The following is a 24,174-nucleotide window of genomic DNA, read 5'->3' as shown; positions in this document are numbered from 1 at the left end:
TTTGGGCATGGCAGGTTGGTGGCGCCGAAGACCAGCGGATACCATCAAAGAGCCGTTGCGCCAATGTAGGGCGTCGCGCAGGTAACCAACAATGCAAGGAGACCCCGTGTCCGAATCCTCACAGATCACCCTCATCGTCGATGGCGAAGAGAATATGGTGACCACGGGGACAACCGGAGCGGAAATCTATGCTGATCACCGCGACGTGGTCGTAGCCCGAGTCAACGGTTCTTTGAAGGACCTGAATCAGCCGCTATCAGACGGCGACACCGTTGAGGCAGTCACCGTTGAGTCCCCGGATGGACTCAACGTCCTGCGACACTCGACCGCGCATGTCATGGCTCAGGCTGTCCAGCAACTACGCCCCGATGCCAAGCTGGGTATCGGGCCATACATCACGGATGGCTTCTACTTCGACTTCGACGTCGCCGAGCCCTTCACCCCGGAGGACCTGAAGAAGCTCGAGAAGATGATGCTCAAGATCGTCAATCAGAGCCAGTTGTTTTCCCGACGGGTGGTCAGCGAGGCGCAGGCCCGCGAAGCGATGGCCGAGGAACCGTACAAACTGGAATTGCTGGGCAAGTCAGAGGACGCCGATGCGGTGGGCGAGGGCGCAAACATCGAAGTTGGCGCCGGAGAGATCACCATTTATGACAATGTGGACCGCAAATCCGGTGACACTGTGTGGTGTGATCTCTGCCGTGGACCGCACCTGCCCAACACCAAACTCATCTCCAATGCCTTCGCGCTGACACGCTCGGCCGCCGCCTACTGGCTTGGAAACGAAAAGAACAAGCAGCTCCAGCGCATCTACGGCACGGCATGGCCCACCAAGGAAGCACTGAAGGCCTACCAGGAGCGTATGGCCGAGGCTGAACGCCGCGACCACCGCAAGCTGGGTGCGGAACTGGACCTGTTTTCGTTCCCCGACGAACTCGGCTCAGGCCTGCCGGTGTTCCACCCCAGAGGCGGAGTCATCCGCAGGACCATGGAGGACTACTCACGCAAGCGGCACGAGGAAGCCGGCTACGAGTTCGTTTATACGCCGCACATCACCAAGGGCCACCTGTACGAATTATCGGGTCATCTTGACTGGTATCGGGACGGCATGTTCCCGCCCATGCATGTGGACGAAACCCGGAACCCTGAGACCGGAGAAGTGATCAAGCCCGGCCAGGACTATTACCTGAAGCCGATGAACTGCCCCATGCACAACCTCATCTTCCGTTCCCGCGGGCGTTCCTACCGGGAGCTGCCGCTACGGTTGTTCGAGTTTGGCTCCGTTTACCGCTACGAGAAGTCAGGCGTGGTGCACGGGCTGTCACGTGTCCGTGGCATGACTCAGGACGATGCCCACATCTACTGCACACGCGAGCAGATGAAAGACGAGCTGACCACGACGCTCAATTTTGTCTTGAACCTTTTGAAGGACTACGGGATGGACGATTTCTATCTCGAGCTCTCCACGAAGGATCCTGAAAAGTACGTTGGTTCCGATGAAGCTTGGGAAGAGTCGACACGCACCCTAGCCGAAGTGGCTGAGGCCTCAGGTCTTGAACTGGTACCGGACCCGGGTGGCGCGGCCTTCTACGGGCCGAAAATTTCCGTTCAGGCCCGCGACGCGATTGGCCGGACCTGGCAAATGTCCACGATTCAGCTGGATTTCAACCTTCCGGATCGTTTCGAACTTGAATACCAAGCAGCTGACGGTACACGGCAGCGGCCAGTCATGATCCACCGGGCGCTGTTCGGTTCTGTCGAACGTTTCATGGCGGTGCTGATCGAACACTATGCCGGAGCCTTCCCAGCATGGCTGGCACCAGTGCAGGTCGTTGCCATTCCAGTTGCGGACGCATTCAACGACTACCTCTTCGACGTTGTCGGAAAGCTCAAGGCTGAGGGGATCCGCGCCGAAGTGGATATCAGCAGCGACCGCTTCCCGAAGAAGATCCGGACCGCCAGTAAAAACAAGATTCCGTTTGTGCTGATAGCGGGGGGAGAAGATGCCGATGCAGGTGCGGTTTCCTTCCGCTTCCGTGACGGCAGCCAGGACAACACCGTTCCAGTGGATGATGCCGTCCAGCGGATCGTTGCCGCAGTGCGAAACCGCGAGCAGTAGGCGGGGTCGCGGTGACAGGGGGAGACGTTCACGACGACGCTGTAGTTGATGACTTCACAGTCCCAGGCGTTCCAGACGCTTTCCAGCGTCTGTGGACGCCGCACAGGATGGCATATATCCAGGGCGGTCAGAATCAGTTCAATGACGTCGAGGATTGCCCGTTTTGTATTGCGCCCCAGCGAACGGACGAAGAATCTCTGATAGTCCATCGTGGCCTGCATGCGTATGTTGTACTGAACCTCTTTCCCTACAACCCCGGCCATCTGCTGGTCTGTCCGTACCGTCATGTACCGGACTACACAGATGTAGATGTGGAGGAGACTGCAGAAATCGCTAAGCTGGCGCAGATCAGTATGCGGGTTCTTCGTGAAGTTTCCCATGCCACCGGCTTCAACCTTGGTATGAATCAGGGTGCCAGTGGCGGTGCCGGCATTGCGGCGCACCTTCATCAGCATGTCGTGCCGCGCTGGAGCGGAGACGGCAATTTTTTCCCGATCATCGCCCAGACCAAAGCCATAACACAGACCCTGGGTGAGGTGCGCGAAAAAGTCGCTGCTGCCTGGCCCACGGGACAGTAGTGCAGGTACAGGAGCTCCCTCATTGTTGAACCGGTACACGCGTCACTTCTTCAGTCGGCTGTTCACGCCTCTGGCAAAAATGCTTTTACGCGCGGGAATCTCCCCGGATGCCGTGACCATCGTGGGCACACTGGGAGTGGTAGCGGGAGCGCTGATTTTTTATCCCATGGGACAGCTGTGGTGGGGATCGGTCTTCATTACTCTCTTTGTGTTCGCGGATCTGGTGGATGGGCTCATGGCACGGCTAACATCGCGGAGCAGCGCTTGGGGGAACTTCCTGGATTCAACTCTTGACCGGATATCCGACGGCGCAGTATTTGCCGGTGTCGCCATCTGGTTTTATACCGGCGGAGCGAATCCCTCGATTGGCACGGCCGCCGTTGCCTGTCTCGTTTTGGGCATGCTGGTTTCTTACGTGCGCGCCAAAGCAGAATCCTTGGGCCTTGACGCTAACGTCGGGATAGCAGAGCGCGCGGAACGGCTCGTTGCAGTCCTTGTCGCCACAGGATTCACTGGACTTGGCCTGCCGACGGTTTTTCTGCTCGTGGTGCTGTTAGCGCTGGCAGCCGCTAGCCTCATCACCGTGTGCCAACGGGTGGCTACGGTCTACCGGCAGTCACGCGTTAGGACGTAATGCTAGTCAACGGATGCAGCGCACTCGATTACCATTGAACATAACCATTCCACCGAGTTTTAGGGGCTCTTTGTGTCCACGGCCGAAGTAAATTCATCCACTGAACCCACCACCGGCAGCAACCGCGTCAAACGAGGCATGGCGGAAATGCTGAAGGGCGGCGTCATTATGGACGTCGTCACGGCGGAACAGGCACGGATCGCGGAGGATTCCGGGGCTGTAGCCGTCATGGCGTTGGAACGGGTCCCCGCGGACATTCGTGCACAGGGCGGTGTCTCGCGCATGAGCGACCCAGACATGATTGACAGCATCATTGATTCCGTATCCATCCCCGTCATGGCTAAAGCACGCATCGGTCATTTCGTGGAAGCGCAGATCCTTCAATCCCTGGGCGTTGACTACATTGATGAATCTGAAGTCTTGACCCCAGCCGACTTCAGCCACCACATCGACAAGTGGAAGTTCACGATTCCCTTCGTCTGTGGTGCCACCAACCTCGGTGAGGCTCTGCGCCGCATTAACGAAGGCGCGGCAATGATCCGATCCAAGGGTGAGGCAGGCACGGGAGACGTCTCCAACGCCACAATGCACATGCGCAAGATCCGCTCTGAAATCAATCGTTTGTCCTCTATGGCCGAAGACGAACTGTACGTTGCGGCGAAGGAACTTCAGGCACCGTATGAACTGGTCAAGGAAGTTGCTTCCGCGGGAAAACTTCCGGTGGTGCTCTTCACAGCCGGTGGTATCGCCACCCCCGCTGATGCCGCCATGATGATGCAGCTTGGCGCAGACGGAGTCTTCGTGGGTTCCGGAATCTTCAAGGCTGGCAACCCTGCCGAACGAGCGGCCGCCATCGTCAAGGCCACCACCTTTTACGATGACCCCGACACTCTGGCATCGGTCTCCCGCGGTCTGGGTGAAGCGATGGTCGGCATTAACGTGGACGAACTGCCGCAGTCGCACAAGCTGTCCGAACGTGGCTGGTAGCCGGTAGTTGGAGCGGCTCTCGAAGTAAGCGGTTTGAATATTCCCGGGACTTAGCCCGCAGGAAATTCGTGGCCGCCGCTCGAGAGCCGCTCAGACAGCCGTTCTAGGCGAGTCCGCGCCTGACCAGCAGCGGCTGCATCTCGGCGTCCCTACCGCGGAATTGGCGGAAGGACTCCAGCGGATCCTGACTGTTCCCCCGCGACAGGAGCAGCTCGCGAAAACGCTCGCCGTTGGCTCGGGTAGCGCCACCGTTGGATTTGAACCATTCCACGGTATCGGCGTCCAGAACCTCACTCCAGATGTAGGAGTAGTAGCCTGCTGCGTAGCCGCCAGCGAAAATGTGCTTGAAATACCCCGTCCGGTACCGCGGCGGAATCAGCGACACTAAAACTCCGGCTTTCTCAAGGGCATCCCTCTCGAAGTCCAACGGATCTTCGACACTCTGACCGGGCTCCAGCTCGTGCCAGGCGAGGTCCAGTAATGCCGCACCCAGATATTCCGTGGTGGCGAAGCCTTCACCCCAAGTGCTCGCTGCCTCAATGCGGTCGATGACCTCTTGGGGCAGTACTTCACCGGTGATGTGGTGTTTCGCGTAGTTCTGAACTACCTCCGGCCAGAGCATCCACATTTCGTTGACCTGGGATGGATACTCAACGAAGTCCCGGGGAACCGCTGTACCGGACAGGCTCGGGTACTCAACAGCGGAGAAGAGTCCGTGGAGGGCGTGTCCAAATTCGTGGAAAGCCGTTGTCACCTCAGCTAACGTCAGGAGGGTCGGTTCACCGTCGGCCGGACGAGAGATATTCAGGTTGTTGATGACCACGGGGCGGTTCTCGAGCAGGCGAGACTGATGCACGAAGGAGTTCATCCAGGCGCCGCCACTCTTCGTGGGCCGGGTGTAGTAGTCGCCTAGGAAGAGGCCAAGTCCGCTACCGTCCGCGTTGAAGACTTCCCACACTCTTACGCCAGGGTGATATCCCACCAGATCCGTGCGTTCCTGGAACGTCACGCCGTAGAGAAGGTTCGCCGCGTGGAAGATGCCGTCGTGTATGACCCTCTCGAGCTCGAAGTAGGGGCGAAGCGCTGCGAGGTCGACGTCGTACTTGTCCACACGGACCTGCTCGGAGTAGTAGCTCCAGTCCCATGGTTCAAGGTCGTGGCCCGCCGCAGAGCTGAGCTCGCTGGCCTCATATTCTGCGTTCCGCACTGCTGCCAGAGCGAGAGCGTCAGTCATCGCGTGAATGGCCTCCAATGACGGTGCTGTCTGGTTGTCAGTGGCATATTCTGCGTGACTCTTGCATCCAAAGAGGGAGGCTCTCTCGGCGCGCAGTTCAGCGATCTCAGCGCCAATGGCGAGGATGCTCTCGGCTGAGGCTGAGGCTCCACGACTGACGGACGCGGTGTGCAACCGACGGCGAGTGTTGCGATTGTGTAGCTGGGGGAGGGCAGGCTGCGAGGTTGGAAGGACAAGCGGCAGGAGAAACTTGCCGTCGTGCCCTGCGTCACTCGCGGCAGCCGCCGCTGAGGCAATGGAATCTGGGGTAAGGCCGTCGAGCTCTTCCTCGGATTCAACCACTAGCGCTGCTGCGTTAGTGTCGCTGAGGAGCCGCTGCTGGTAGTGCGTGGACAGGGTAGAGAGCTGGCCGTTGATTTGCCGCAGCCGCGTCTGTCCGTCGTCGTCAAGGTTGGCCCCTGACCGGGTAAACGCGTCTAGGTATTCGCTGAAGAGGCGCTGGGATTCGGCGTCGTCCGGCACTGTGGAGACGGCATCCTTGATCCTGGCGTACAGCGGTGCGTTGAGGTGAATGTCGTCGTCGAGCTCAGAGAGGCGGCTAGCAATGTCACTCTGAAGGGCTTGGATCCCCGGCGTCGAATGTGCCGCGGCGAACGTGAAGAAGACCGCACTGACACGGTCCAGAATGGCGCCCGAGGTCTCAAGAGCCACAACCGTGTTCCTGAAGGTGGCCGGCTCCGTTGATTCGGCGATGCGTTTGGTCTCGGCCGCCTTCTCGGCCAGGCCGGCGTCGAATGCTTCCGCATAGTGATCTTCCGTGATGGCCTCGAAAGGAGGCAGTCCGTAGGGAAGAGGGCTGGGTGATAAGAAAGGGTTGCTCATAGTGAGCAACCCTTTCACATGCTGTGGTCCTATCGACCGAAGATGATGGACATCGGAGTGGCTTGGGAACCCTGTCCCTGAGGATTGTCCTTGAAGATCGCTTCAATGGTGGCCTTGTCCAGATGGGTGTCGTGCCCCATGGCCACCACTCCAAGGTCGTTCGCGTCCATGATGGACGTTCCACCGAACGTTGCTACGAACTCTGCAGGCACTTTCTCGCGAACCAGTGCGCTGAGCCGTCGGGCCACGCCCTCTGGGTCCTTCGGCGCAAGCTTGACGCTGTTCGATGAGGAACCGAGGCTGTAGGGGGTGGCGCCGTCGATAGCGTTGATGTCGTTACCCACCGCGCGGTAGAAATCACCCGATCGTCCGCGCAGCTTGCCAACAAGTCCGGCAGCGGACGCCTTGAGGATCCGCTGCAGGCCTACTTCGTTGATGGCGATCTGCATGGACCATGGGCTGCCCAGGCCGATCCCTGCCGGCGTCCGGGTAACAAACTTGCTGAGGATCCTGGCAGCTGGAGAGACCTTGATGTCCCATACGGGGAAGGATCGTCCCTGGGTGATCGCTACGATCTTTTCGCTGACAAAAAGGTACCAGCGAGCGTCGGAAGCAACCTGACCATGAATTTCTCCGGCATCAGGTAGACCCTCGAAGAAGCGGTTGACGTAGCTGACCACCTCAGGCTCCAGCTTGGTTTCCCGCCGGAAAACATCGGTCTGCAACGGGTAGCGGCGAAAGGTTTTGCCGTCGGGCAGTTCAAGATCAAGAGTTTTATCCGGATTCGGTTCGTAGTCGCTCTTGTTCTCAATACCGTCGCTCTGGACAGGTCCGTCGACGAATTGCCGCAACCACAGTTCCGTGTTGAGTAACCGCCAGAACATCATGGTGTCGGCGCTGTTCTTGTCGTTGAGGTAGCCCTCAAAGGCAGTCAGGACGGCTTCCCTGTTCCAATAGGGCCGCTCGGCGAACGAATTGGACATGAAAATCTTGTAGATGTCCTCCTTCATCAGCTTGAACCACTCTGCTTCAGGAGTTGTAAAACCGATCTTGTTTCGTCGGTTGGTGATCATGGACGGGAGCAGCTCGCGCATTGAATCCCGCAGGACACGTTTGTTCCAGCCAGCCTTGATGATCGCTTCATCGGACAGAGTGAACAGGAATTTGACTACTTCCTTATCGAGGAATGGCACACGGCCTTCGAGGGAGAAGCGCATCGTGTTCTTGTCTTCGTAGCGCAGAAGAGACGGCAGTGAAGAGCGGAAGAGGTCGTCGACGAGACGCAATTTCATGTTGTTGCGAATGGTACCGAATTGTTCGCTGCGAAAGCGGTGAGCGAAGTCGCGGTTCAGCAACTGGGAAATGGCCACTCCCTTTCGGGCGGTGAGCTTCGCAAGAATGCGGAACCGAGCCAGTCTCAACAACACGTCGGCGGACGATGCGGTTTCCCTGAGGAGCGTGGAGTAATCGCCGGCGCGTTGAAGCTGACGCAGGTAGGTGAAGTAGTACGGAATATAGCCGGCCATCATTTCGTCGGCGCCCTGCCCATCGAGGAGGACCTTGACGTGCTGGGTCGCTTCTTTCATGACGCAGTACTGAGCGTAGGGGCCGGAGGAGATGATCGGCTCCTCCATGGTTTTCACGAAGTCCTGCAGATCCGTCGCGAACTGATCGGCTTGCGGAAGAATCTTGTGTCCGGTGACCGTCCCGCGGCACTTGTCCAGGACAGCGTCGGCGTACTTTTCCTCGTCGTTGATTGAGTTGGGGAAGACGGCACTGAACGTTTGCTGCGAGGCTCCCACGGAGTCAGTGGCCGCCGCGTGTTCCTGCATGAGTTTGTTGATCGTGACCACCACGGCTGAGGAATCCAGCCCACCGGACAGCGCAGAGCCCACGGGAACGTCTGCTTGTAGCCGTAGCCGAACCGCTTCCGTGAAGCGTTCGCGGTATTCATCCACCACATCATCGTCATACGGACGATTGGTCGATGACAGTTCAAGGAGCTCGTCACGGAGCCTGGTGAACATCGTGATGTTGTACGTACCGGTTGAATGGTCAATGACCATCTGCTCACCCGGCAGGAGTTTTTTGACTCCGACAAAAAAGGTCTCGGCTTCGTCGTCGTGGATGCGGAACTGTAGGTACCTGTACAGGATGCGCTCATTGGTAGCCCGGGGAACGTATCCACTATTTAGAAGCGGGGAAATCTCGGAAGCGAACAGTAGTTTGGGGGAGCTCTCGGTTCCGGCATTGGCGTAGTAGAGGGGCTTGATCCCGAAGTGGTCGCGGGCCAGCACCGTTCGCCCTCGTACACCGTCAAAAATCGCCAGACCGAACATGCCGTTGAAGCGGTCGAAAGCATTATCTCCCCACTGCTCGTAAGACTGCAGAACTACCTCCGTGTCCGACTCGGTGCGGAAAGTACGGCCGAGGGCTTCGAGCTCAGCACGAAGCTCCAGGTAGTTGTACACCTCGCCGTTGTAGACAAGTACGGTCCTCCCATCGGCACTGATCATGGGCTCCTGACCATGCTCGATGTCGATGATGGACAACCGCCTGTGGGCGAGCCCGGTTTCACCTTCAGTGAAGTATCCCTCCCCGTCGGGTCCGCGGTGTTCCATACAGCTGTTCATCGTTTTCAGGAGCGCCATGTCGTCCCCGAAACCGTAATACCCGGCGATGCCGCACATGTTGAAACCCTTATCTGTTGCCTTTGACGTCCGTGTCAATGCTACTTGCTGCGATCGCGGAGACGGGCTTCACCGCCCACAGGCGTCTGTCGGTTCAACGGCAACTATGATGGTCTGGTGACTGCTTCCCCCTCTGCAGGCGCACACGTGCGCCCCGAAACCGTTTCCGTTCGACGCCTCACAACGGTGGGTGTTTTAGCGCTTCAGGGCGATTTCCGTGAGCACGCTGCTGCGGTCACCAAGTGTGGCGCAGTGGCGGTTCCGGTGCGCAGGCCGGAAGATCTCCAGAGTGTTGACGGACTGATCATCCCCGGTGGTGAGTCGACCGTCATGGATAAGCTCTCAAGAATTTTCGGCCTTGCGGAGCCGTTGCGAGACTCGATTGCCAGTGGCCTGCCTGTCTATGGGTCGTGTGCCGGAATGATCATGCTGGCCGATCACATCGCCGACGCTGCCGTTGGCCGGGATGGGCAGCCTCAACAGACATTCGGGGGAATCGACATGGTGGTGCGTCGGAACGCTTTCGGCAGGCAACGGGAGTCCTTTGAAACTGACCTCCACTTTGGTGGGCTGGAACGTCTTCACCGGTACGACGCCGGCTCAGGGACGGTACCGCCGGTACATGCGGTATTCATCCGGGCACCCTGGGTTGAAAGTGTGGGCAACGGCGTAGAGGTATTGGCTTCGGTAGAGCCGCTGACGGAATCCGCAGCAGGGCAAGGCCCGGGTGTCGCTAGAATTGTCGCAGTCCGTTCCGGGAGCCTTCTGGCCACCTCGTTCCACCCGGAGGTATCGGGAGATCGACGCATCCATGAACTATTTATCCAGATGATCAGAGGAGAATCGTAGAGCATGTCGGGACATTCAAAGTGGGCAACGACCAAGCACAAGAAGGCTGTTATCGATGGGAGGCGTGCCAAATCGTTCGCCAAACTGATCAAGAATATTGAAGTCGCCGCCCGAGCCGGCGGAGCCGACATGGCGGGGAACCCCGGTCTTGAGCTCGCAGTGCAGAAGGCAAAAAAGACCTCAGTCCCCATCGACAACATCAACCGTGCTGTCAAGCGCGGCGCCGGTCTACTGGGCGAGGCCGTGGACTATCAGGAGATCATTTACGAGGCCCGCGGCCCTCAGGGTTCAGCGATGCTCATTGAATGTCTGACGGACAGCAAGAACCGTGCGGCCTCGGAGGTCCGCCTCATGGTGACCCGTAACGGGGGCACCATGGCGGATCCAGGTTCCGTAGCCTACATGTTCACGCGCAAGGGCGTTGTAAATCTTCCGGCGAAGGACCTGTCGGAAGAGGACGTCCTGCTGGCTGTCCTCGATGCAGGCGCCGAAGAAGTCAAAGCATCCTATGAGAGCTTTGACGTCATCTCCGAGCCCCAAGACCTCCGCTCGGTAGTCACAGCCCTTGAGGAAGCCGGTATCGAATACGAAACGGACGAGGCTGAGTTTGTCCCGTCCATGTCAGTTGAACTGGAAGCGGACGCAGCACAGAAATTCATCAAACTCGTCGATGCCCTGGAAGAACTTGATGACGTGCAGAACGTTTACTCCAACGCGGACATTTCCCCAGAAGTCATGGCCCAACTCGACAGCGCGGACTAGCAGTCGCGCCTGTGATTCGATCAAGGAAAGAGCCTCTGTGAGCCTTCGTGTACTCGGAGTGGATCCGGGCCTTACACGCTGCGGAATTGGCGTCGTTGATGTGGCGGCAAATCGATCCGCAACGCTCGTTGCCGTTGGCGTTGTCGGAACTGCCGCCGATGAGAGTCTGGACAAGCGCCTGCTGGTGATTGCCCTGGCGATTGACGAGTGGCTGGACAGGCATGAACCCGACGTCGTCGCTGTCGAACGCGTTTTCAGCCAGTTGAATGTCAGCACGGTGATGGGAACGGCTCAGGCCTCCGGTGTTGTGATTGCGGCGGCCGCCAGGCGGGGACTGCCCGTAGCCCTGCACACGCCGACAGAGGTGAAGGCGGCAGTGACCGGGGACGGCCAGGCAGGAAAGGAAGCGGTGACAAGAATGGTCACCCGCATCCTCGGCCTTGATGCACCGCCCCGGCCCGCCGACGCCGCCGACGCTCTTGCCCTGGCCATCACCCATGCATGGCGATCCGGTGGAGCTTCTGCCAAGACACGGCCGGGAGGCGCAGCCGGATCTGGTCAGACTGCAGCGCAGCGGGCGTGGGTGCAGGCCGAGGCTGAGGCCAAACGTTCACCCGCAGGACGGAAGCGCTGAGAAAACTCGTTGCCATAACAGGCCGGTGTGCCTGAAGCGAAGTCCACGCAACAACAAGTAGGGTATTCGTAGATATGTTCGGATACTGCCGTAATGCAGGAGGTTTGGCGTGATCAGTTCGCTTCGGGGTGACGTGGCGCATGTCGGTCTCCACAGTGCCGTCCTTGATATTCATGGCGTGGGCATGTTGGTGCACGCGACTCCACAAACTCTGGCCGGTCTGGTCCCAGGACAGCCGGCTTTGGTCCACACGTCCATGATCGTACGAGAAGATTCCATGACGCTTTACGGGTTTGCGGACGTCGAACAGCGCACGGTATTCGAAACGCTGATCGGAGTCAGCGGAGTTGGACCGCGTCTCGGGCTCGCAGTTCTCGCGGTTCACTCACCGGAAGCGATCCGCATCGCGGCGTCCAGTGGTGACGACAAAGCGTTCAGCAAAGTCCCCGGGATTGGGCCCAAAGGCGCACGCCGAATAGTTTTGGAGCTCGCAGACAAACTTGTACCGATCGGTGGACCAACCGACTCACCAGCGGCGCAGTCTGGTTGGCGTTCGCAGGTCCTTCTGGCAATGACCGGGCTGGGGTGGTCGGAGAAAGACGCCGAAGTGGCCATCGACCAAGCGGTGAAGAACGAACCAGATACGGCGGATACTGGCAACGTCGCGGAGATTCTTCGTCTAACCTTGCGGCTATTGGGCCAAGACGGTGCCCGCGCCGGATCGCGGACAAAGGTATGAAGACGTGAGTGCTGACCGACAAACGGAACCTGATTCCAACGTGGTCTCAGCCGGGTCGGACCCAGAGGACCGGGCCGTTGAGGCCGCGCTGCGGCCGCGGACCCTGGATGACTTCGTGGGGCAAAAACGGGTCAGGGGTCAACTTTCTTTGATGTTGGAGGCATCGCGGATTCGGGGGAGGAGCGCCGATCATGTGCTGCTCTCTGGTCCCCCTGGGCTGGGCAAGACAACTCTGGCGATGATAATCGCCAGCGAAATGAACGCACCATTGCGGATTTCCTCCGGACCGGCAATCCAACACGCAGGTGATCTTGCGGCCATCCTCTCGTCTTTGACCGAGGGCGAGGTGCTGTTCCTGGATGAAATACACCGAATGTCCCGGCCTGCCGAGGAGATGCTGTACATGGCCATGGAAGACTTTCGGGTGGACATCGTGGTGGGCAAAGGGGCTGGTGCCACGGCTATTCCTCTGGAATTGCCGTCGTTCACGCTGGTGGGTGCCACAACCCGTGCCGGTCTGCTGCCCGGTCCGCTGCGAGACCGCTTTGGATTCACAGGTCATCTGGAGTTCTATTCGAGTGGGGAGCTGGAGCTTGTCCTGAGGCGTTCGGCGATGCTCATGGACATGAGAGTGACATCGGCTGCCTTCGCGGAGGTTGCAGGGCGCTCTCGGGGGACTCCTCGTATCGCAAACAGGCTGCTGCGCCGCGTCCGGGACTGGGCGCTGGTCCATAAGGTTCATCAGATTGACGACTCAGCGGCCGGTGCGGCGCTGGATATGTATGAAGTTGACGAACGCGGGCTCGACCGGCTGGACCGAGCGGTTCTTCACGCACTGATCACCAAGTTCGACGGCGGCCCTGTGGGCCTGTCCACCATCGCGATTGCGGTGGGTGAAGAGCCCGAAACTGTTGAATCGGTCGCGGAACCATTCCTTGTCCGCGAGGGCCTTCTGGGGCGTACGCCGCGTGGCCGAATCGCCATGGCCGCTGCCTGGGACCACCTCGGGCTGGAGCGTATTGGAGGCGCGCAGCAAGATGCCGTCAGGAGCCTGCTGCTGGATGAGGATGAAGAAGCGCCGAATTGGCTTTAATGCATTGGTCGTCGTTTGAATCGGCGCGATCGGCGTAGACTGATCTGACGCTCGGCACTGAAGCGCGCCCAACGGGGCGTGTCTGCGTGCCCGTGCATGCCGGGAATATCCCGGTGAATAAGCCATCAGCAACAGAAACGGAAGCAGCCGACGTGCTCCTACATGTCCTTGCCGAGAGTGGAACCCCCGAATCCGGTGGTTTCAACTTCATCAATCTCCTCCTGCCCCTGGCACTCGTTGTCCTGATCGTCCTCATGTTTCGAAAGCAGCGGACCGCTCAGAAGCACGTGCAGGAACAGCGTACCCAGATGGTGCCCGGCACCGCTGTCATGACCAACTTCGGTCTATTCGGCACAATTGTTTCGATTGATCAGGATGCAAATCAGGCTGTTCTCGAAATCTCGCCCGGTACCCATGCCACGGTTCATATGCAGGTTTTGACAAAGGTGGTTGAGGAAACCGCACCGTCAGATCCGAACGAGGAAACACCCACGGTCCCCGATGATGCGTCTTCTCTGGAACACCCAGGGCACGTTGCGGATGTCACGGAAACACCGCAGGAATCCGCGGACCGGCTAAACCAGGAAAGCAAGAACAAAGACAACTAGTCCTCGCTGTCGGGCAGCGCGCGGATTTCCCACGCACCAAGTGTGGGGCCGGAGCCGGTTACTGTCTGCTGACCGCTGAAAACGGAAAGAACCACCATGTCACGTAAAAGCCCGGTCACGGCTGCACGGAGAACTCTCATTTGGTTAGGGGTAATATTTGCTGCCCTAGCACTCACCCTTGGCGGCGGAACCATGTGGGGCGAAGCCTCCTGGACCCCAAAGCTAGCCTTGGATCTTGAGGGCGGTACCCAAATGATTCTCGCGCCGAAGGTTCAAGGCGGGGGTGAGGAAATCACCCAGGAGCAGCTAGACCAGGCGGTGTCTATCATCCGTCAGCGTGTGGACGGAAGTGGCGTTTCGGAAGCAGAAATCACTACCCAGTCCGGACGCAATGTTGTGGTTAGTCTTCCGGGCATCCCGGACTCGGACACCCGTGATCTCATCCAGGCCTCAGCCCAGATGGAGTTCAGACCAGTACTGATGCGGGCCCCCGCTCCGGCAGCGGAGACACCGACACCCAAAGATCAGCTGACCACCCCGACGGCCAAGCCAACCAACGGCAGTGATCTCAACTGGGTGACTCCAGAGCTTCAGCAGAAGTTTGAAAAATTAGACTGCACCGACCCCAAGGCGCTGGAACCAGCCGCTGAGCCTGCGGATCCAGACAAGCCGATGATCTCGTGTGAGCCTGATACCGGCAGTAAGTACATTCTTGGTCCGGTCGCGGTACCCGGAACCGATATTGAATCAGCTGATTTTGGGCTCCGCTCCAACTCCCAGGGGCAGACCCTGAACGAGTGGGCGGTGAACATTGACTTCAACGGCGATGGAACCGAGAAGTTCAAGGAGGTCACTACCCGCCTCTACTCTTTCGGCCAGCAGGACCCGCGCAACCAGTTCGCCATCGTGCTGGACGGCACAGTCATTTCGGCACCAACGACCAACGCTGTGATCCCCGATGGCAAACCGTCCATCAGCGGTAGCTTCACCGAAGACTCCGCGGCCGCACTTGCGGAACAACTGAAGTACGGTGCTTTGCCCATCAGCTTCGAAATCCAGAGCGAACAACAGATCTCCGCGACACTGGGCGCAGATCAGTTGCGGCTGGGCCTCATCTCCGGTGTTATCGGCCTCGCCCTCGTCGCCGTGTACTCGATGTTCCAGTACCGCATGCTCGGCTTGGTGACGATCGTGTCCCTCGTGGTCGCCGGAGTGCTGACATATCTTGCGATCGCCATTCTCGGGTGGACACAGAACTACCGGTTGTCCTTGGCCGGCGTGGCAGGCCTTATTGTGGCGATCGGCCAGACAGCAGACTCCTTCATCGTCTATTTCGAACGAATACGTGATGAATTGCGCGATGGTCGGAACATGGTATCCGCTGTTGAGAATGGTTGGCGGCGTGCCAAGCAGACGGTTCTGGCATCGAAGGCTGTCAACCTTCTTGCGGCAGTCGTGCTGTTCTTTGTGGCGGTCGGTAGCGTGCGCGGCTTTGCCTTCACCCTTGGCCTGACTGCTATCGCCGACCTCATTGTGGTCTTCCTCTTCACCCACCCGACGATGCAGCTGTTGGCAAAGACCAAGTTCTTCGGAGGTGGGCACCGATGGTCGGGACTGGATCCGAGTCTGCTCGATGTTGTGCCCATCTACCGTGGAGCTGGACGATTGCGGGAGCCTTCGACGGCTGCGGTAGATGCCAACAAGGGAAGGGCCGGAGCCAAACCCATCAGCGCGCGTAACAAGCCCGCTTCAAAAGAGGCGGAGCGCCGGTTGACGATCGCCGAGAGGCGAAAAGCAGAGGGTGCGGAACCGAACGTTTACGCCGGGAGCGACTCTGCTCCGAAGGAGGAGAACAACTAATGTCGGCTACATCGAAATTCGCCACCTTCGGCAACGAGCTGTACACGGGCAAGCGCTCGTACCCTTTCGTGGGAAAACGCAAGCTATGGTACTGGATCGCAGCTATTGCCGTCCTGGCTTCCATTCTGATCCCTATCGCCAAGGGTGGTTTCAACCTCGGCATCGAGTTCCGAGGTGGGTCGGAATTTACCGTATCCTCAGTTGAGAACACGGAGGTCAGCATTGGCGAGGAAGCTATTTCCGGCGTCAATACCGGTGCTGAGCCAACTGTTACGAACATCGCGCCAAACACGATGCGCATCCAGATGGACCGGCTGAACGACGATCAGACCCTGCAGGTCAAGGAAAACCTCATCGATGCCTACGGAGTCACTCAAGATGAGGTGACGTCAAACTACATCGGTCCCACGTGGGGTCAGGACGTCAGCGGCAAGGCGATCACGGGGTTCTTCGTCTTCGTGTTCCTGGGAGCAGTTCTGATGGCGCTGTACTTCAGAACCTGGAAAATGTCCCTTGCCGCCATGGTGGGTCTCTTTGTCGTCATGTTCGTGACGGCTGGGATCTACTCGTTGAGCAACTTCGAAGTGACACCATCAGCGGTGATCGGCTTCCTGACCATTCTCAGTTACTCCCTCTATGACACGGTCGTGGTGTTCGACAAGGTCCGGGAAAACACTGAAGACGTTGACGTCTCTACCAAACGGAGTTTCGCCGAGCAGGTCAACCTTGCCATCAACCAGACACTGGTCCGTTCCATCAACACGTCCGTAGTGGCTGTGCTTCCGGTGGCGTCCGTGCTCTTTATCGGCGCCTTGCTGCTTGGCGCTGGAACGCTGCGGGATCTTTCGCTGGCACTTTTTGTCGGCATTATTGTGGGTACACTTTCTACTGTTTTCATCGCAGCACCGCTTTACGCGGGGTTGCGTTTGCGTGAACCGGACATCAAGCGTCAGTCCAAACGGGTCAATAACCGCAGACGCAACGAGGATGGGCTCGCAGGTAACGGCGCCGTAGTCTAGGGACGGGCTTATGCTATAAGCAGCATGGGCCGCAGAAACCGGGCAACGGAAAGGAGCGTAGATGGCTGAGAATGTCAGAGCTGGAGATAGTTCCGGAACGGGAGAGCGGACCGGGGCAGTGGCGCCTCGGGAGCATCAGGGTGCTGACCGGCAAGGTACGGCGTCGGACGGCACGGGTGGACGGCGTGAGCGGACCATCTCGAGGCTTGCTCGCCTAACCGGCAGAGGTCAGGCTGACTACTCTCCCATTTTGGAACCACTTCTGCGCACGGTCCGGGTCAACAATCCAAAAGAAGATCTTGAACTGATCAAGCGCGCGTATCTGGTGGCTGAACAAAGCCATCAGGGCCAGAAACGCAAAAGCGGAGATCCCTACATCACGCATCCTGTCGCGGTGGCTACCATCATGGCCGAACTCGGTATGAGCGGAACCACGCTTGCGGCTGCCCTACTTCACGACACCGTGGAGGACACCTCTTATACCCTCGACCAACTGCGCAAGGAATTTGGCAACGAAGTTGCCATGCTGGTTGACGGTGTCACCAAGCTCGACAAGGTCCAGTTCGGCGATGCCGCTCAGTCGGAGACGGTACGGAAGATGGTCGTCGCCATGGCCAAGGACATCCGTGTTCTAGTGATCAAACTGTGTGACCGGCTGCATAATGCCCGTACTTGGCGATTCGTCTCCCCGGAGTCGTCCGCACGAAAAGCGAGGGAAACGCTCGAAATTTTCGCGCCGCTTGCCCATCGATTGGGCATGAACACGATCAAATGGGAACTTGAAGACCTCTCATTCTCCGCTCTGCATCCGAAAGTGTACGAAGAGATTGTCCGGATGGTGGGGGACCGAACTCCAGAGCGTGAAAAGTACCTTTCCTCAGTGCGCAGTAAGATCGCCGAGGATTTGAAAGACGTCAAAATCAGGGCAACGATCACAGGGCGCCCCAAACACTATTACTCGATCTATCAAAAAATGATTGTTCGGGGTAAAGATTTTGACGATATCCATGACTTGATGGGTGTCCGCGTTCTCGTTGACAGTGTGCGAGACTGCTATGCCGTTCTCGGAACACTTCATGCTCGGTGGAATCCCTTGCCGGGCCGTTTCAAAGACTACATCGCGATGCCCAAGTTCAATATGTACCAATCTCTTCACACCACGGTGATCGGCCCATCAGGTAAACCCGTGGAGATCCAGATTCGCACCCACGACATGCACCGGCGCGCGGAGTATGGTGTCGCAGCACACTGGAAGTACAAGTCAAATGGCACCAAGCAAGCTGATGCACCAGAGAACGGTGAAATGAGCTGGCTGCGGAGCTTGGTGGACTGGCAACAAGAAACATCGGATCCAGACGAGTTTTTGGACTCCCTCCGGTTCGAAATCAACGCCCGAGAAGTCTTCGTTTTCACCCCCAAGGGCGAGGTCATGGCGCTTCCCGCGGGATCGACCCCCGTCGATTTTGCCTATGCTGTCCACACTGAAGTGGGGCATCGAACTATTGGCGCGCGCGTCAACGGTAAACTCGTTCCGCTGAACAGCGAGCTCAACCATGGCGACTGGGTTGAGGTCTTCACCTCAAAGGCTGAAGGAGCTGGTCCAAGCCAAGATTGGCAGGGTTTCGTCAAGAGCCCACGGGCGAGGAACAAGATCCGCCAGTGGTTCACCAAGGAGCGCCGCGAAGAGGCGATCGAGAAGGGGAAGGACCTTCTCACTCGGGCCATGCGCAAGCAGAACCTTCCTTTGCAGCGAATGATGACCCACGACGCACTGTTGGCGGTCGCGGAGGAATTACGTCATCAGGATATTGCGGCCCTGTATGCCGCTGTGGGCGATGGACATTCTTCTGCTCAGAATGTCATCGAGCATTTGATCGCTCTGGCCGGCGGGCACGATGATGCCGAAGAGCAGATGACCCAGGTTCCGGTAACCACAACAACCAAACGTCCACGTTTCTCCGACGCTGGCGTCATGGTGCGTGGTGTGGGAGATGTATGGGTCAAGCTGGCGCGCTGTTGTGCACCTGTCCCGCCGGACGAGATCATCGGTTTCGTGACCCGTGGTTCTGGTGTTTCAGTGCACCGCTCCGACTGCAAGAACGTACTGGACCTCAAAGCACAGACCGGGAGAATGGTCGACGTTGAGTGGGCCCCCACGCAGTCCAGTGTTTACCTCGTGGATATCCAGGTTGAAGCACTAGACCGAAAGAGTCTATTGACAGATGTGACCAAGGTTTTGTCGGAGAACCACGTCAATATCCTCTCTGCCAGTGTCACTACGACGAGCAACCGAGTGGCCATGTCGCGCTTCGCTTTCGAACTCGGCGATCCAAAGTATCTTGGCCACATTCTCGGAGCGGTTCGACGAATAGACGGCGTCTTCGACGTCTATCGCGCTACTGATGGTCGTCGTCGGCTGCCTTAGCCTGCTCAACCTGCTTTGTAGCCTCCCGGAGCCGAGCCAGCGCCCTGCTTTTCCCGGGCGCGCGCGAAACCGTTTCCAGCATGAGTGACACGCGTTTGAGTGAACAGCCCAGTTGCGGATGAAGACCCAGTCGTCGGAGGGTCTCTCCACACGTGGCATCGTTTCCGTGCAGCGCGATGTCCATAGCTGTCCTCATGGGCGTGGTCACGCGAACGCCGCCGATGGTGACTACATCCAGGGGTCCCAGAGCCACCTCGTGCATGACTGCGTCGCTGAACGGACGTAGGGCACTTGTACGTCTCCTGCGGTCGGTGAGAATGCTGAGCTTGTCCGGAGCGCCGGCACAGTCCAAAACCCATGCGGCGGTTCCACGGCCCAGGGTGGCTCTGTCTCTGAGCGTCGGCGGCAACGCATTCAATGCGGAGAGCGCACGCAGCGCGGGACTTTCCGCTGTGCCGGTCATGAGATAAGACTTGCCGTATACGCGGCGGAGCAGTCCGTCCATCGCCATGGCCTGAAGCTCCGGATAGCTGAAGACTGCGCCAGCGGTGAACATTTGAGATCCGGGCACTGTGCGTGCCACGGGACCGACGCCGCCACTGGCTCGAGAGGTTCCGGTGCCAAAGGGCTCGGCGGACAAATTACCAGGGACGTGGCGGGGCATAGTCCAAGCTTTCCCAAGATCGGGCCAAATGAAAAGCCTGGGTACAGGAACTGTGGATAACCTGCACCCAGGCTGTGCCTAATCGTTGGATATAGGACGAACGACCGTGCCCTGGTTACTCAAAATTGCGGGCAGACTTCTGCAACATGTCGAGCCACTGTTGGCGGGCATCCAGGGCTTCTTGCGCTTTCCGGACCTGCCCTGCGTCTCCGGTAACCCTAGCCTTCTCAAGGTCGGCTTCGAGCGAGGCAATAGCCGACTCGAGTTGCGACAAGGCACTGTTGGTGCGGGCTTGGGTTTCAGGGTTCGTCCGTTCCCACTTCTCGTCTTCGGCTGCCTTGACCGCATCTTCGACAGAGCGCAATCCGGCCTCTACCCGTCCCATGTCTCCACGAGGGACCTTGCCGGCCTCCTCCCACCTGTCACGAATACTCTGGAGCGCTTTTCTGGCGGCTACCGGGTTCTTGGTTGAGTCAATGCTCTGTGCTTCCTTGAGGAGCTGATCCTTGACCACAAGGTTTTTTGCGAATTCCTCGTCGATGACTTCGTTCGCAGCCTTGCGTGCAGTAAAGAACTTGTCCTGCGCTGCCCTGAATCGGGTCCACAACGCGTCGTCGTCCTTGCGTCCTGCACGGCGTGAGGCTTTCCACTCGTCCATCAAGTGGCGGTACTCAGCGGCTGTCCGTCCCCAGTCAGTCGATGTAGACAGCGCCTCAGCGTCGGTGATGAGTTTTTCTTTCGTAGCTTTAGCTTGAGCGTTGTCGCTATCCAGCTGTGAAAAATATGCTCGCCGGTGCCTGTCGAAGGTTGTGCGCGCAGAACGAAAGCGTTTCCAGAGCGAGTCCTCAGCGGACCGTCCGAGGCGGGTTCCTGACTTCTGTGCCAGTTTCCACGCATCGAAGAGCTCGTTCATTCGGGTGCTGGTGGTTTTCCACTGGACGGAAGCCGGGTCCTTGGAGGCCAGCGCTTCGGCTTCAGCAACTATATTTTCACGTGTTGCCAACTCGGCGGACCGTGCGGCTTCGTGCTGTTGTTGCTCAGACTTTTCCAGTCCACCGATGTCGGTATCCAGCTGTTCGAGCCGCTGCTCCAGTGAAGTAACGTCTCCGACCATGTGCCGTTCTGCGACAGTTTCGCGCAGGTGAGAAACGGTTTTGCGCATATCAGTGGACGGTGCCTTGGCCGCCACGCGTTGTTCCAGTAGCGCGATCTGGCTCGCAGCGTCGTCGTACTTACGGGCAAAGTAGGCGAGCGCTTCGTCGCGAGAGGCATCCGGGTATTGCCCGACGGGGTGTTCCTCACCCTGGACCAGGAGGAAAACATGACCGTCGTCCTCAACGCGGGCGAACCGTCTCGCTTCTTCGAGGGATGTCGTGTGCGACGGGGGAGTGCCGACTGGATGAGATGACGGTGTCCCTGCCGTGGGTGCGACAAGACGCTTTGCCATGGCCGCCGGCGTTGGTCCTGAGGGCGTCGAGGGCTTGGGCTGGCCATTTGACGGCGCAGGTTGCGGAGCTTCTTCAGTGCGCTCTGCCGATTCCGCAGAAGCATTGGGTGTGGTTTCGTCGGATTGCTGACTCTCTGTCACCGCTGGAACTCTTTCACTCGTAATGTTTCGGCAGCCGGTACCGATACCGTGGCACTTTGGGTATTGACTGAGGTTACCTTACCTATCGGCCCGGCCCTGAGTGAACCGTGGGCCGAGCCGAACCACCGACTATTAGGCGGCGTCGAGAGAGGCCCATAAAATGAAGAGCGCATCAGCACTTTCATTATCGGCAAGGAGAACACGCCCTATGGCTCGCAAGGCTTCATTGTCAGGATTTCCGGAGCTCCTGCCCCAGGAACGCATCGTCGAGCAGCACGTCCTCGATACCCTGCGGCGTGTCTTTGAGCTTCACGGATTCTCGAGCATTGAAACCCGCTCGGTTGAGACTGTGGCTCAGCTGTTGCGCAAGGGTGAAATCGACAAGGAAGTTTACGTTCTGGGGCGAATTCATGACGACGCCACGAGTAGTGGGGACGCGGGTTCCCGATCGGATCAGCTAGCGCTTCATTTCGATCTAACGGTTCCCTTTGCGCGCTATGTGGTTGAGAATTCCGGGCACTTGGCATTCCCTTTCCGGCGATACCAAATACAGAAGGCGTGGCGTGGCGAGCGTCCGCAGGATGGCCGGTTCCGTGAGTTTGTTCAAGCTGACATCGACGTGGTGGGCGACGGCACTCTGGCGTTCCGTTACGACGTTGAGCTGGCGCTTGTGGTTGTTCAGGCACTCGAATCTCTCCCATTGCCTAAATTTCGGGTGCGGGTCAACAACCGCAAGCTGGCGGAGGGCTTCTATCGTGGCCTGGGACTGACGGACACCGCTGGTGTTTTGCGCAGCATCGACAAATTGGACAAAATCGGCCCGGACAAGGTTTCGGCTCTCCTCCGGGAGGAGCTGGAGGCGTCCGAGGAGCAGGCTCAGTCGGCCCTGAAATTGGCATCGATCTGTACTGAGGATTCGAGTTTCGCGGACCAGGTCCGCGCCCTTGGTGTGAGCAATGACCTGCTGGAACAGGGGATCGCAGAGCTTTCCGCCGTTATAGAGGAAGCAACCCGAAGGGCTCCAGGGAAGGTCGTTGCGGATTTGAGCATCGCCCGTGGCCTTGATTACTACACGGGCACGGTCTACGAAACGGTTCTTGTCGGCCACGAGCAGCTGGGCTCGGTGTGTTCGGGTGGACGTTATGATTCGCTGGCGTCCAAGGGCAACCGCACCTTCCCAGGGGTGGGACTGTCCATCGGTGTCTCACGCCTGGTGTCCCGGATCCTGTCGACAGGAGCTGCCACTGCATCCAGATCCGTTCCCAGCGCGGTGCTCGTTGCCCTCACGGATGAAGAGTCATGGTCGGATGCCCAGGACGTCGCAGCCAAGCTGCGCACGCGGGGAATCTGCGTCGAAGTTGCGGGCAAGGCTGAAAAATTCGGAAAGCAGATCAAATATGCGGACCGGCGTGGCATTCCTTTCGTCTGGTTTACCTCCGATGACGGCACGCACGAGGTCAAGGACATCCGCTCCGGCATACAGACCAAAGCCGACCCGGATCTCTGGAGCCCACCGGCCGAAGATCTGCTGCCCACTATCAGTTCCGCTGAACCGACAGCCTGACAGCGCGACCCAGTATGCCAACAACAAGTACTGCGAGCATGACGAGTACCGAGGTTATAGGAAGCGTGAAGGCCAGCAAGAGGCAACCGGTACAACCGAGCACATTCAGGGCACGCGGCGCATACCAGGGCCGTTTGCCCAGTGTCAGGGCTGAGGCGTTGGTGATCACGTAGTACAGCAGAACGCCGAAGCTGGAGAAGCCGACGACGGTGAGTACATCGGTGGTCAGAATCAAAATAATGACGATGACAGCGATGAGGGGCTCTGCGATGACAGGGGCATGGAACCGCTTCCCCAAGCGCCCCATGACCGCAGGTAGATCGCCCTCAGAGGCCATGGCGTAGACAGTGCGGCCTATCCCGGCCACGAGTGCCAGGAGTCCGCCGAGGCAAGCGAGTACCGCGGCGACAGTTACTGCTGTGGTGCTGACGCCGTCGTCGGCCGTTCCGAAAACAGCCAGTAAGGGCGCCCTTGAGCTAGCGAGTCCGTCGAGGCCGAGGCTATGAGTCAGAGCCAAGGCGAGCAGCACGTACAGGCCCAGGGTGAAGCCGAGGGCGCCGAGGACAGCGCGCGGGATATTCTTCTCGGGTTCATGGACTTCGCTGCCCATGGTCGCGATGCGTGCGTAACCGGCAAAGGCAAAGAACAATAGCCCTGCGGCCTGCAGGACTCCGTAGGCCGACGTCGAGAGGGTGGGAACTTCGCTGACGGCCGGTGACGTGAATGCCACCACAAGAACAAATGCGAGCACCGCAACAACAATGGAAACGATGATCCGCGTCGCCCAAGCCGTCCGGGTGATACCCAACATGTTGATGGCCGTCACTACAACGACGGCGGCTACAGCTGCTGCGCGTTCGTTTCCTGGCAGCAAATAAATGCCAAGCGTATAGGCGATTGCGGCACACGATGCCGTTTTCCCGGTGACGAAGCTCCAACCTGCGATGAACCCAGGCCATTGACCCAGTTGCCGGCGGCCGTAAATGTACGTACCGCCACTTTGTGGGTGGATTGCCGCCAGTTGGGCAGTGGCTGCCGCGTTGCAGAACGCCACGATAGCTGCCAAGAGGAGCGCCAATGGAAGGAGAGTCCCGGCGGATGCGGCGGCGGGTGGAAAAACAACGAATACTCCGGCTCCGATCATGGAGCCGATCCCCACGGTGGTTGCATCGAAGCCACCGAGGCGCCGCGATGGATGTGATGCGCTCGTCATCGCCACGCCAGATATCTCCTTTGCCGGTGCCC

At 58.8% G+C, this 24,174-nt stretch carries 20 protein-coding genes; 14 read left to right on the top strand and 6 right to left on the bottom strand.

The window, feature by feature from the left end; all coding sequences use genetic code 11:
* Nucleotides 1–106 precede the first annotated feature (106 nt).
* The 4 genes from thrS to pdxS all read left to right on the top strand — a co-directional run bounded on the left by thrS (nucleotide 107) and on the right by pdxS (nucleotide 4,318).
* Nucleotides 107–2,119 carry a threonine--tRNA ligase gene (thrS, locus tag JOE65_RS09455; protein WP_205162946.1) on the top strand — a complete coding sequence of 671 codons (2,013 nt, stop codon included), beginning with the start codon at nucleotides 107–109 and terminating at the stop codon, nucleotides 2,117–2,119.
* Between the two features lie 11 nt (nucleotides 2,120–2,130).
* Nucleotides 2,131–2,697: an HIT family protein gene (locus JOE65_RS09450; RefSeq protein ID WP_338021603.1), complete on the top strand. Its 567-nt coding sequence runs from the start codon at nucleotides 2,131–2,133 to the stop codon at nucleotides 2,695–2,697.
* 22 nt (nucleotides 2,698–2,719) lie between these two features.
* Entirely contained in the window at nucleotides 2,720–3,331 is a 612-nt protein-coding gene (pgsA, locus tag JOE65_RS09445; protein WP_205162945.1) for a phosphatidylinositol phosphate synthase, read from the top strand.
* A gap of 72 nt (nucleotides 3,332–3,403) precedes the next feature.
* Complete coding sequence (pdxS, locus tag JOE65_RS09440; RefSeq protein WP_205162944.1) at nucleotides 3,404–4,318, top strand: pyridoxal 5'-phosphate synthase lyase subunit PdxS; 915 nt, start codon at nucleotides 3,404–3,406, stop codon at nucleotides 4,316–4,318.
* Nucleotides 4,319–4,421: 103 nt separating this feature from the next.
* Here the strand turns inward: pdxS and JOE65_RS09435 are convergent, their stop codons facing one another.
* The gene (locus JOE65_RS09435; RefSeq protein WP_205162943.1) at nucleotides 4,422–6,434 is read right to left on the bottom strand and encodes a M3 family metallopeptidase; all 2,013 of its coding nucleotides are present in this window, start codon (nucleotides 6,432–6,434) and stop codon (nucleotides 4,422–4,424) included.
* Nucleotides 6,435–6,463: 29 nt separating this feature from the next.
* Nucleotides 6,464–9,163: an asparagine synthase (glutamine-hydrolyzing) gene (gene asnB, locus JOE65_RS09430; protein ID WP_239536673.1), complete on the bottom strand. Its 2,700-nt coding sequence runs from the start codon at nucleotides 9,161–9,163 to the stop codon at nucleotides 6,464–6,466.
* Nucleotides 9,164–9,271: 108 nt separating this feature from the next.
* Between asnB and pdxT the strand changes: the two genes are divergently transcribed.
* The 6 genes from pdxT to JOE65_RS09400 all read left to right on the top strand — a co-directional run bounded on the left by pdxT (nucleotide 9,272) and on the right by JOE65_RS09400 (nucleotide 13,809).
* A complete protein-coding gene (gene pdxT, locus JOE65_RS09425; RefSeq protein WP_205164125.1) occupies nucleotides 9,272–9,973 on the top strand; it encodes a pyridoxal 5'-phosphate synthase glutaminase subunit PdxT in 702 nt (233 codons plus the stop codon).
* Between the two features lie 3 nt (nucleotides 9,974–9,976).
* A complete protein-coding gene (locus tag JOE65_RS09420) occupies nucleotides 9,977–10,735 on the top strand; it encodes a YebC/PmpR family DNA-binding transcriptional regulator (protein WP_205162942.1) in 759 nt (252 codons plus the stop codon).
* Between the two features lie 37 nt (nucleotides 10,736–10,772).
* Nucleotides 10,773–11,369: a crossover junction endodeoxyribonuclease RuvC gene (gene ruvC, locus JOE65_RS09415; protein ID WP_205162941.1), complete on the top strand. Its 597-nt coding sequence runs from the start codon at nucleotides 10,773–10,775 to the stop codon at nucleotides 11,367–11,369.
* Nucleotides 11,370–11,478: 109 nt separating this feature from the next.
* Nucleotides 11,479–12,108, top strand: a complete 630-nt coding sequence (gene ruvA / locus JOE65_RS09410; RefSeq protein ID WP_205162940.1) for a Holliday junction branch migration protein RuvA — start codon at nucleotides 11,479–11,481, stop codon at nucleotides 12,106–12,108.
* Between the two features lie 40 nt (nucleotides 12,109–12,148).
* The gene (gene ruvB / locus JOE65_RS09405) at nucleotides 12,149–13,201 is read left to right on the top strand and encodes a Holliday junction branch migration DNA helicase RuvB (protein WP_420827521.1); all 1,053 of its coding nucleotides are present in this window, start codon (nucleotides 12,149–12,151) and stop codon (nucleotides 13,199–13,201) included.
* Between the two features lie 113 nt (nucleotides 13,202–13,314).
* Entirely contained in the window at nucleotides 13,315–13,809 is a 495-nt protein-coding gene (locus JOE65_RS09400; protein ID WP_338021602.1) for a preprotein translocase subunit YajC, read from the top strand.
* On the opposite strand, the gene JOE65_RS09395 is transcribed toward JOE65_RS09400, so the two are convergent.
* Nucleotides 13,806–13,949 (bottom strand): hypothetical protein, encoded by a 144-nt coding sequence (locus JOE65_RS09395; protein WP_205164245.1) that lies wholly within the window; start codon nucleotides 13,947–13,949, stop codon nucleotides 13,806–13,808. The genes JOE65_RS09400 and JOE65_RS09395 overlap by 4 nt on opposite strands.
* On the opposite strand from JOE65_RS09395, the gene secD reads away from it, so the two are divergent.
* From secD to JOE65_RS09380, 3 genes are all read left to right on the top strand, one after another.
* Nucleotides 13,906–15,669: a protein translocase subunit SecD gene (secD, locus tag JOE65_RS09390; protein ID WP_205162938.1), complete on the top strand. Its 1,764-nt coding sequence runs from the start codon at nucleotides 13,906–13,908 to the stop codon at nucleotides 15,667–15,669. The two genes, JOE65_RS09395 and secD, sit on opposite strands and share 44 nt — an antisense overlap.
* Nucleotides 15,669–16,688 carry a protein translocase subunit SecF gene (gene secF, locus JOE65_RS09385; protein WP_205162937.1) on the top strand — a complete coding sequence of 340 codons (1,020 nt, stop codon included), beginning with the start codon at nucleotides 15,669–15,671 and terminating at the stop codon, nucleotides 16,686–16,688. Before secD ends, secF begins: the two co-directional genes overlap by 1 nt.
* Before the next feature lie 61 nt (nucleotides 16,689–16,749).
* Nucleotides 16,750–19,113 carry a RelA/SpoT family protein gene (locus tag JOE65_RS09380; RefSeq protein ID WP_205162936.1) on the top strand — a complete coding sequence of 788 codons (2,364 nt, stop codon included), beginning with the start codon at nucleotides 16,750–16,752 and terminating at the stop codon, nucleotides 19,111–19,113.
* On the opposite strand, the gene JOE65_RS09375 is transcribed toward JOE65_RS09380, so the two are convergent.
* Nucleotides 19,085–19,777: a hypothetical protein gene (locus JOE65_RS09375; protein ID WP_205162935.1), complete on the bottom strand. Its 693-nt coding sequence runs from the start codon at nucleotides 19,775–19,777 to the stop codon at nucleotides 19,085–19,087. The genes JOE65_RS09380 and JOE65_RS09375 overlap by 29 nt on opposite strands.
* A 115-nt stretch (nucleotides 19,778–19,892) precedes the next feature.
* Nucleotides 19,893–21,365, bottom strand: a complete 1,473-nt coding sequence (locus tag JOE65_RS09370; protein WP_338021601.1) for a DUF349 domain-containing protein — start codon at nucleotides 21,363–21,365, stop codon at nucleotides 19,893–19,895.
* A gap of 208 nt (nucleotides 21,366–21,573) precedes the next feature.
* Between JOE65_RS09370 and hisS the strand changes: the two genes are divergently transcribed.
* A complete protein-coding gene (gene hisS, locus JOE65_RS09365; RefSeq protein WP_205162934.1) occupies nucleotides 21,574–22,929 on the top strand; it encodes a histidine--tRNA ligase in 1,356 nt (451 codons plus the stop codon).
* Here hisS and JOE65_RS09360 read toward each other — a convergent pair.
* Entirely contained in the window at nucleotides 22,904–24,142 is a 1,239-nt protein-coding gene (locus JOE65_RS09360) for an APC family permease (RefSeq protein ID WP_205164122.1), read from the bottom strand. The two genes, hisS and JOE65_RS09360, sit on opposite strands and share 26 nt — an antisense overlap.
* Nucleotides 24,143–24,174: the final 32 nt, after the last annotated feature.

The sequence above is a fragment of the Arthrobacter roseus genome, assembly GCF_016907875.1.
Lineage (GTDB): Bacteria > Actinomycetota > Actinomycetes > Actinomycetales > Micrococcaceae > Arthrobacter_J > Arthrobacter_J roseus.
This window is presented reverse-complemented; position numbering and strand designations above follow the sequence as displayed.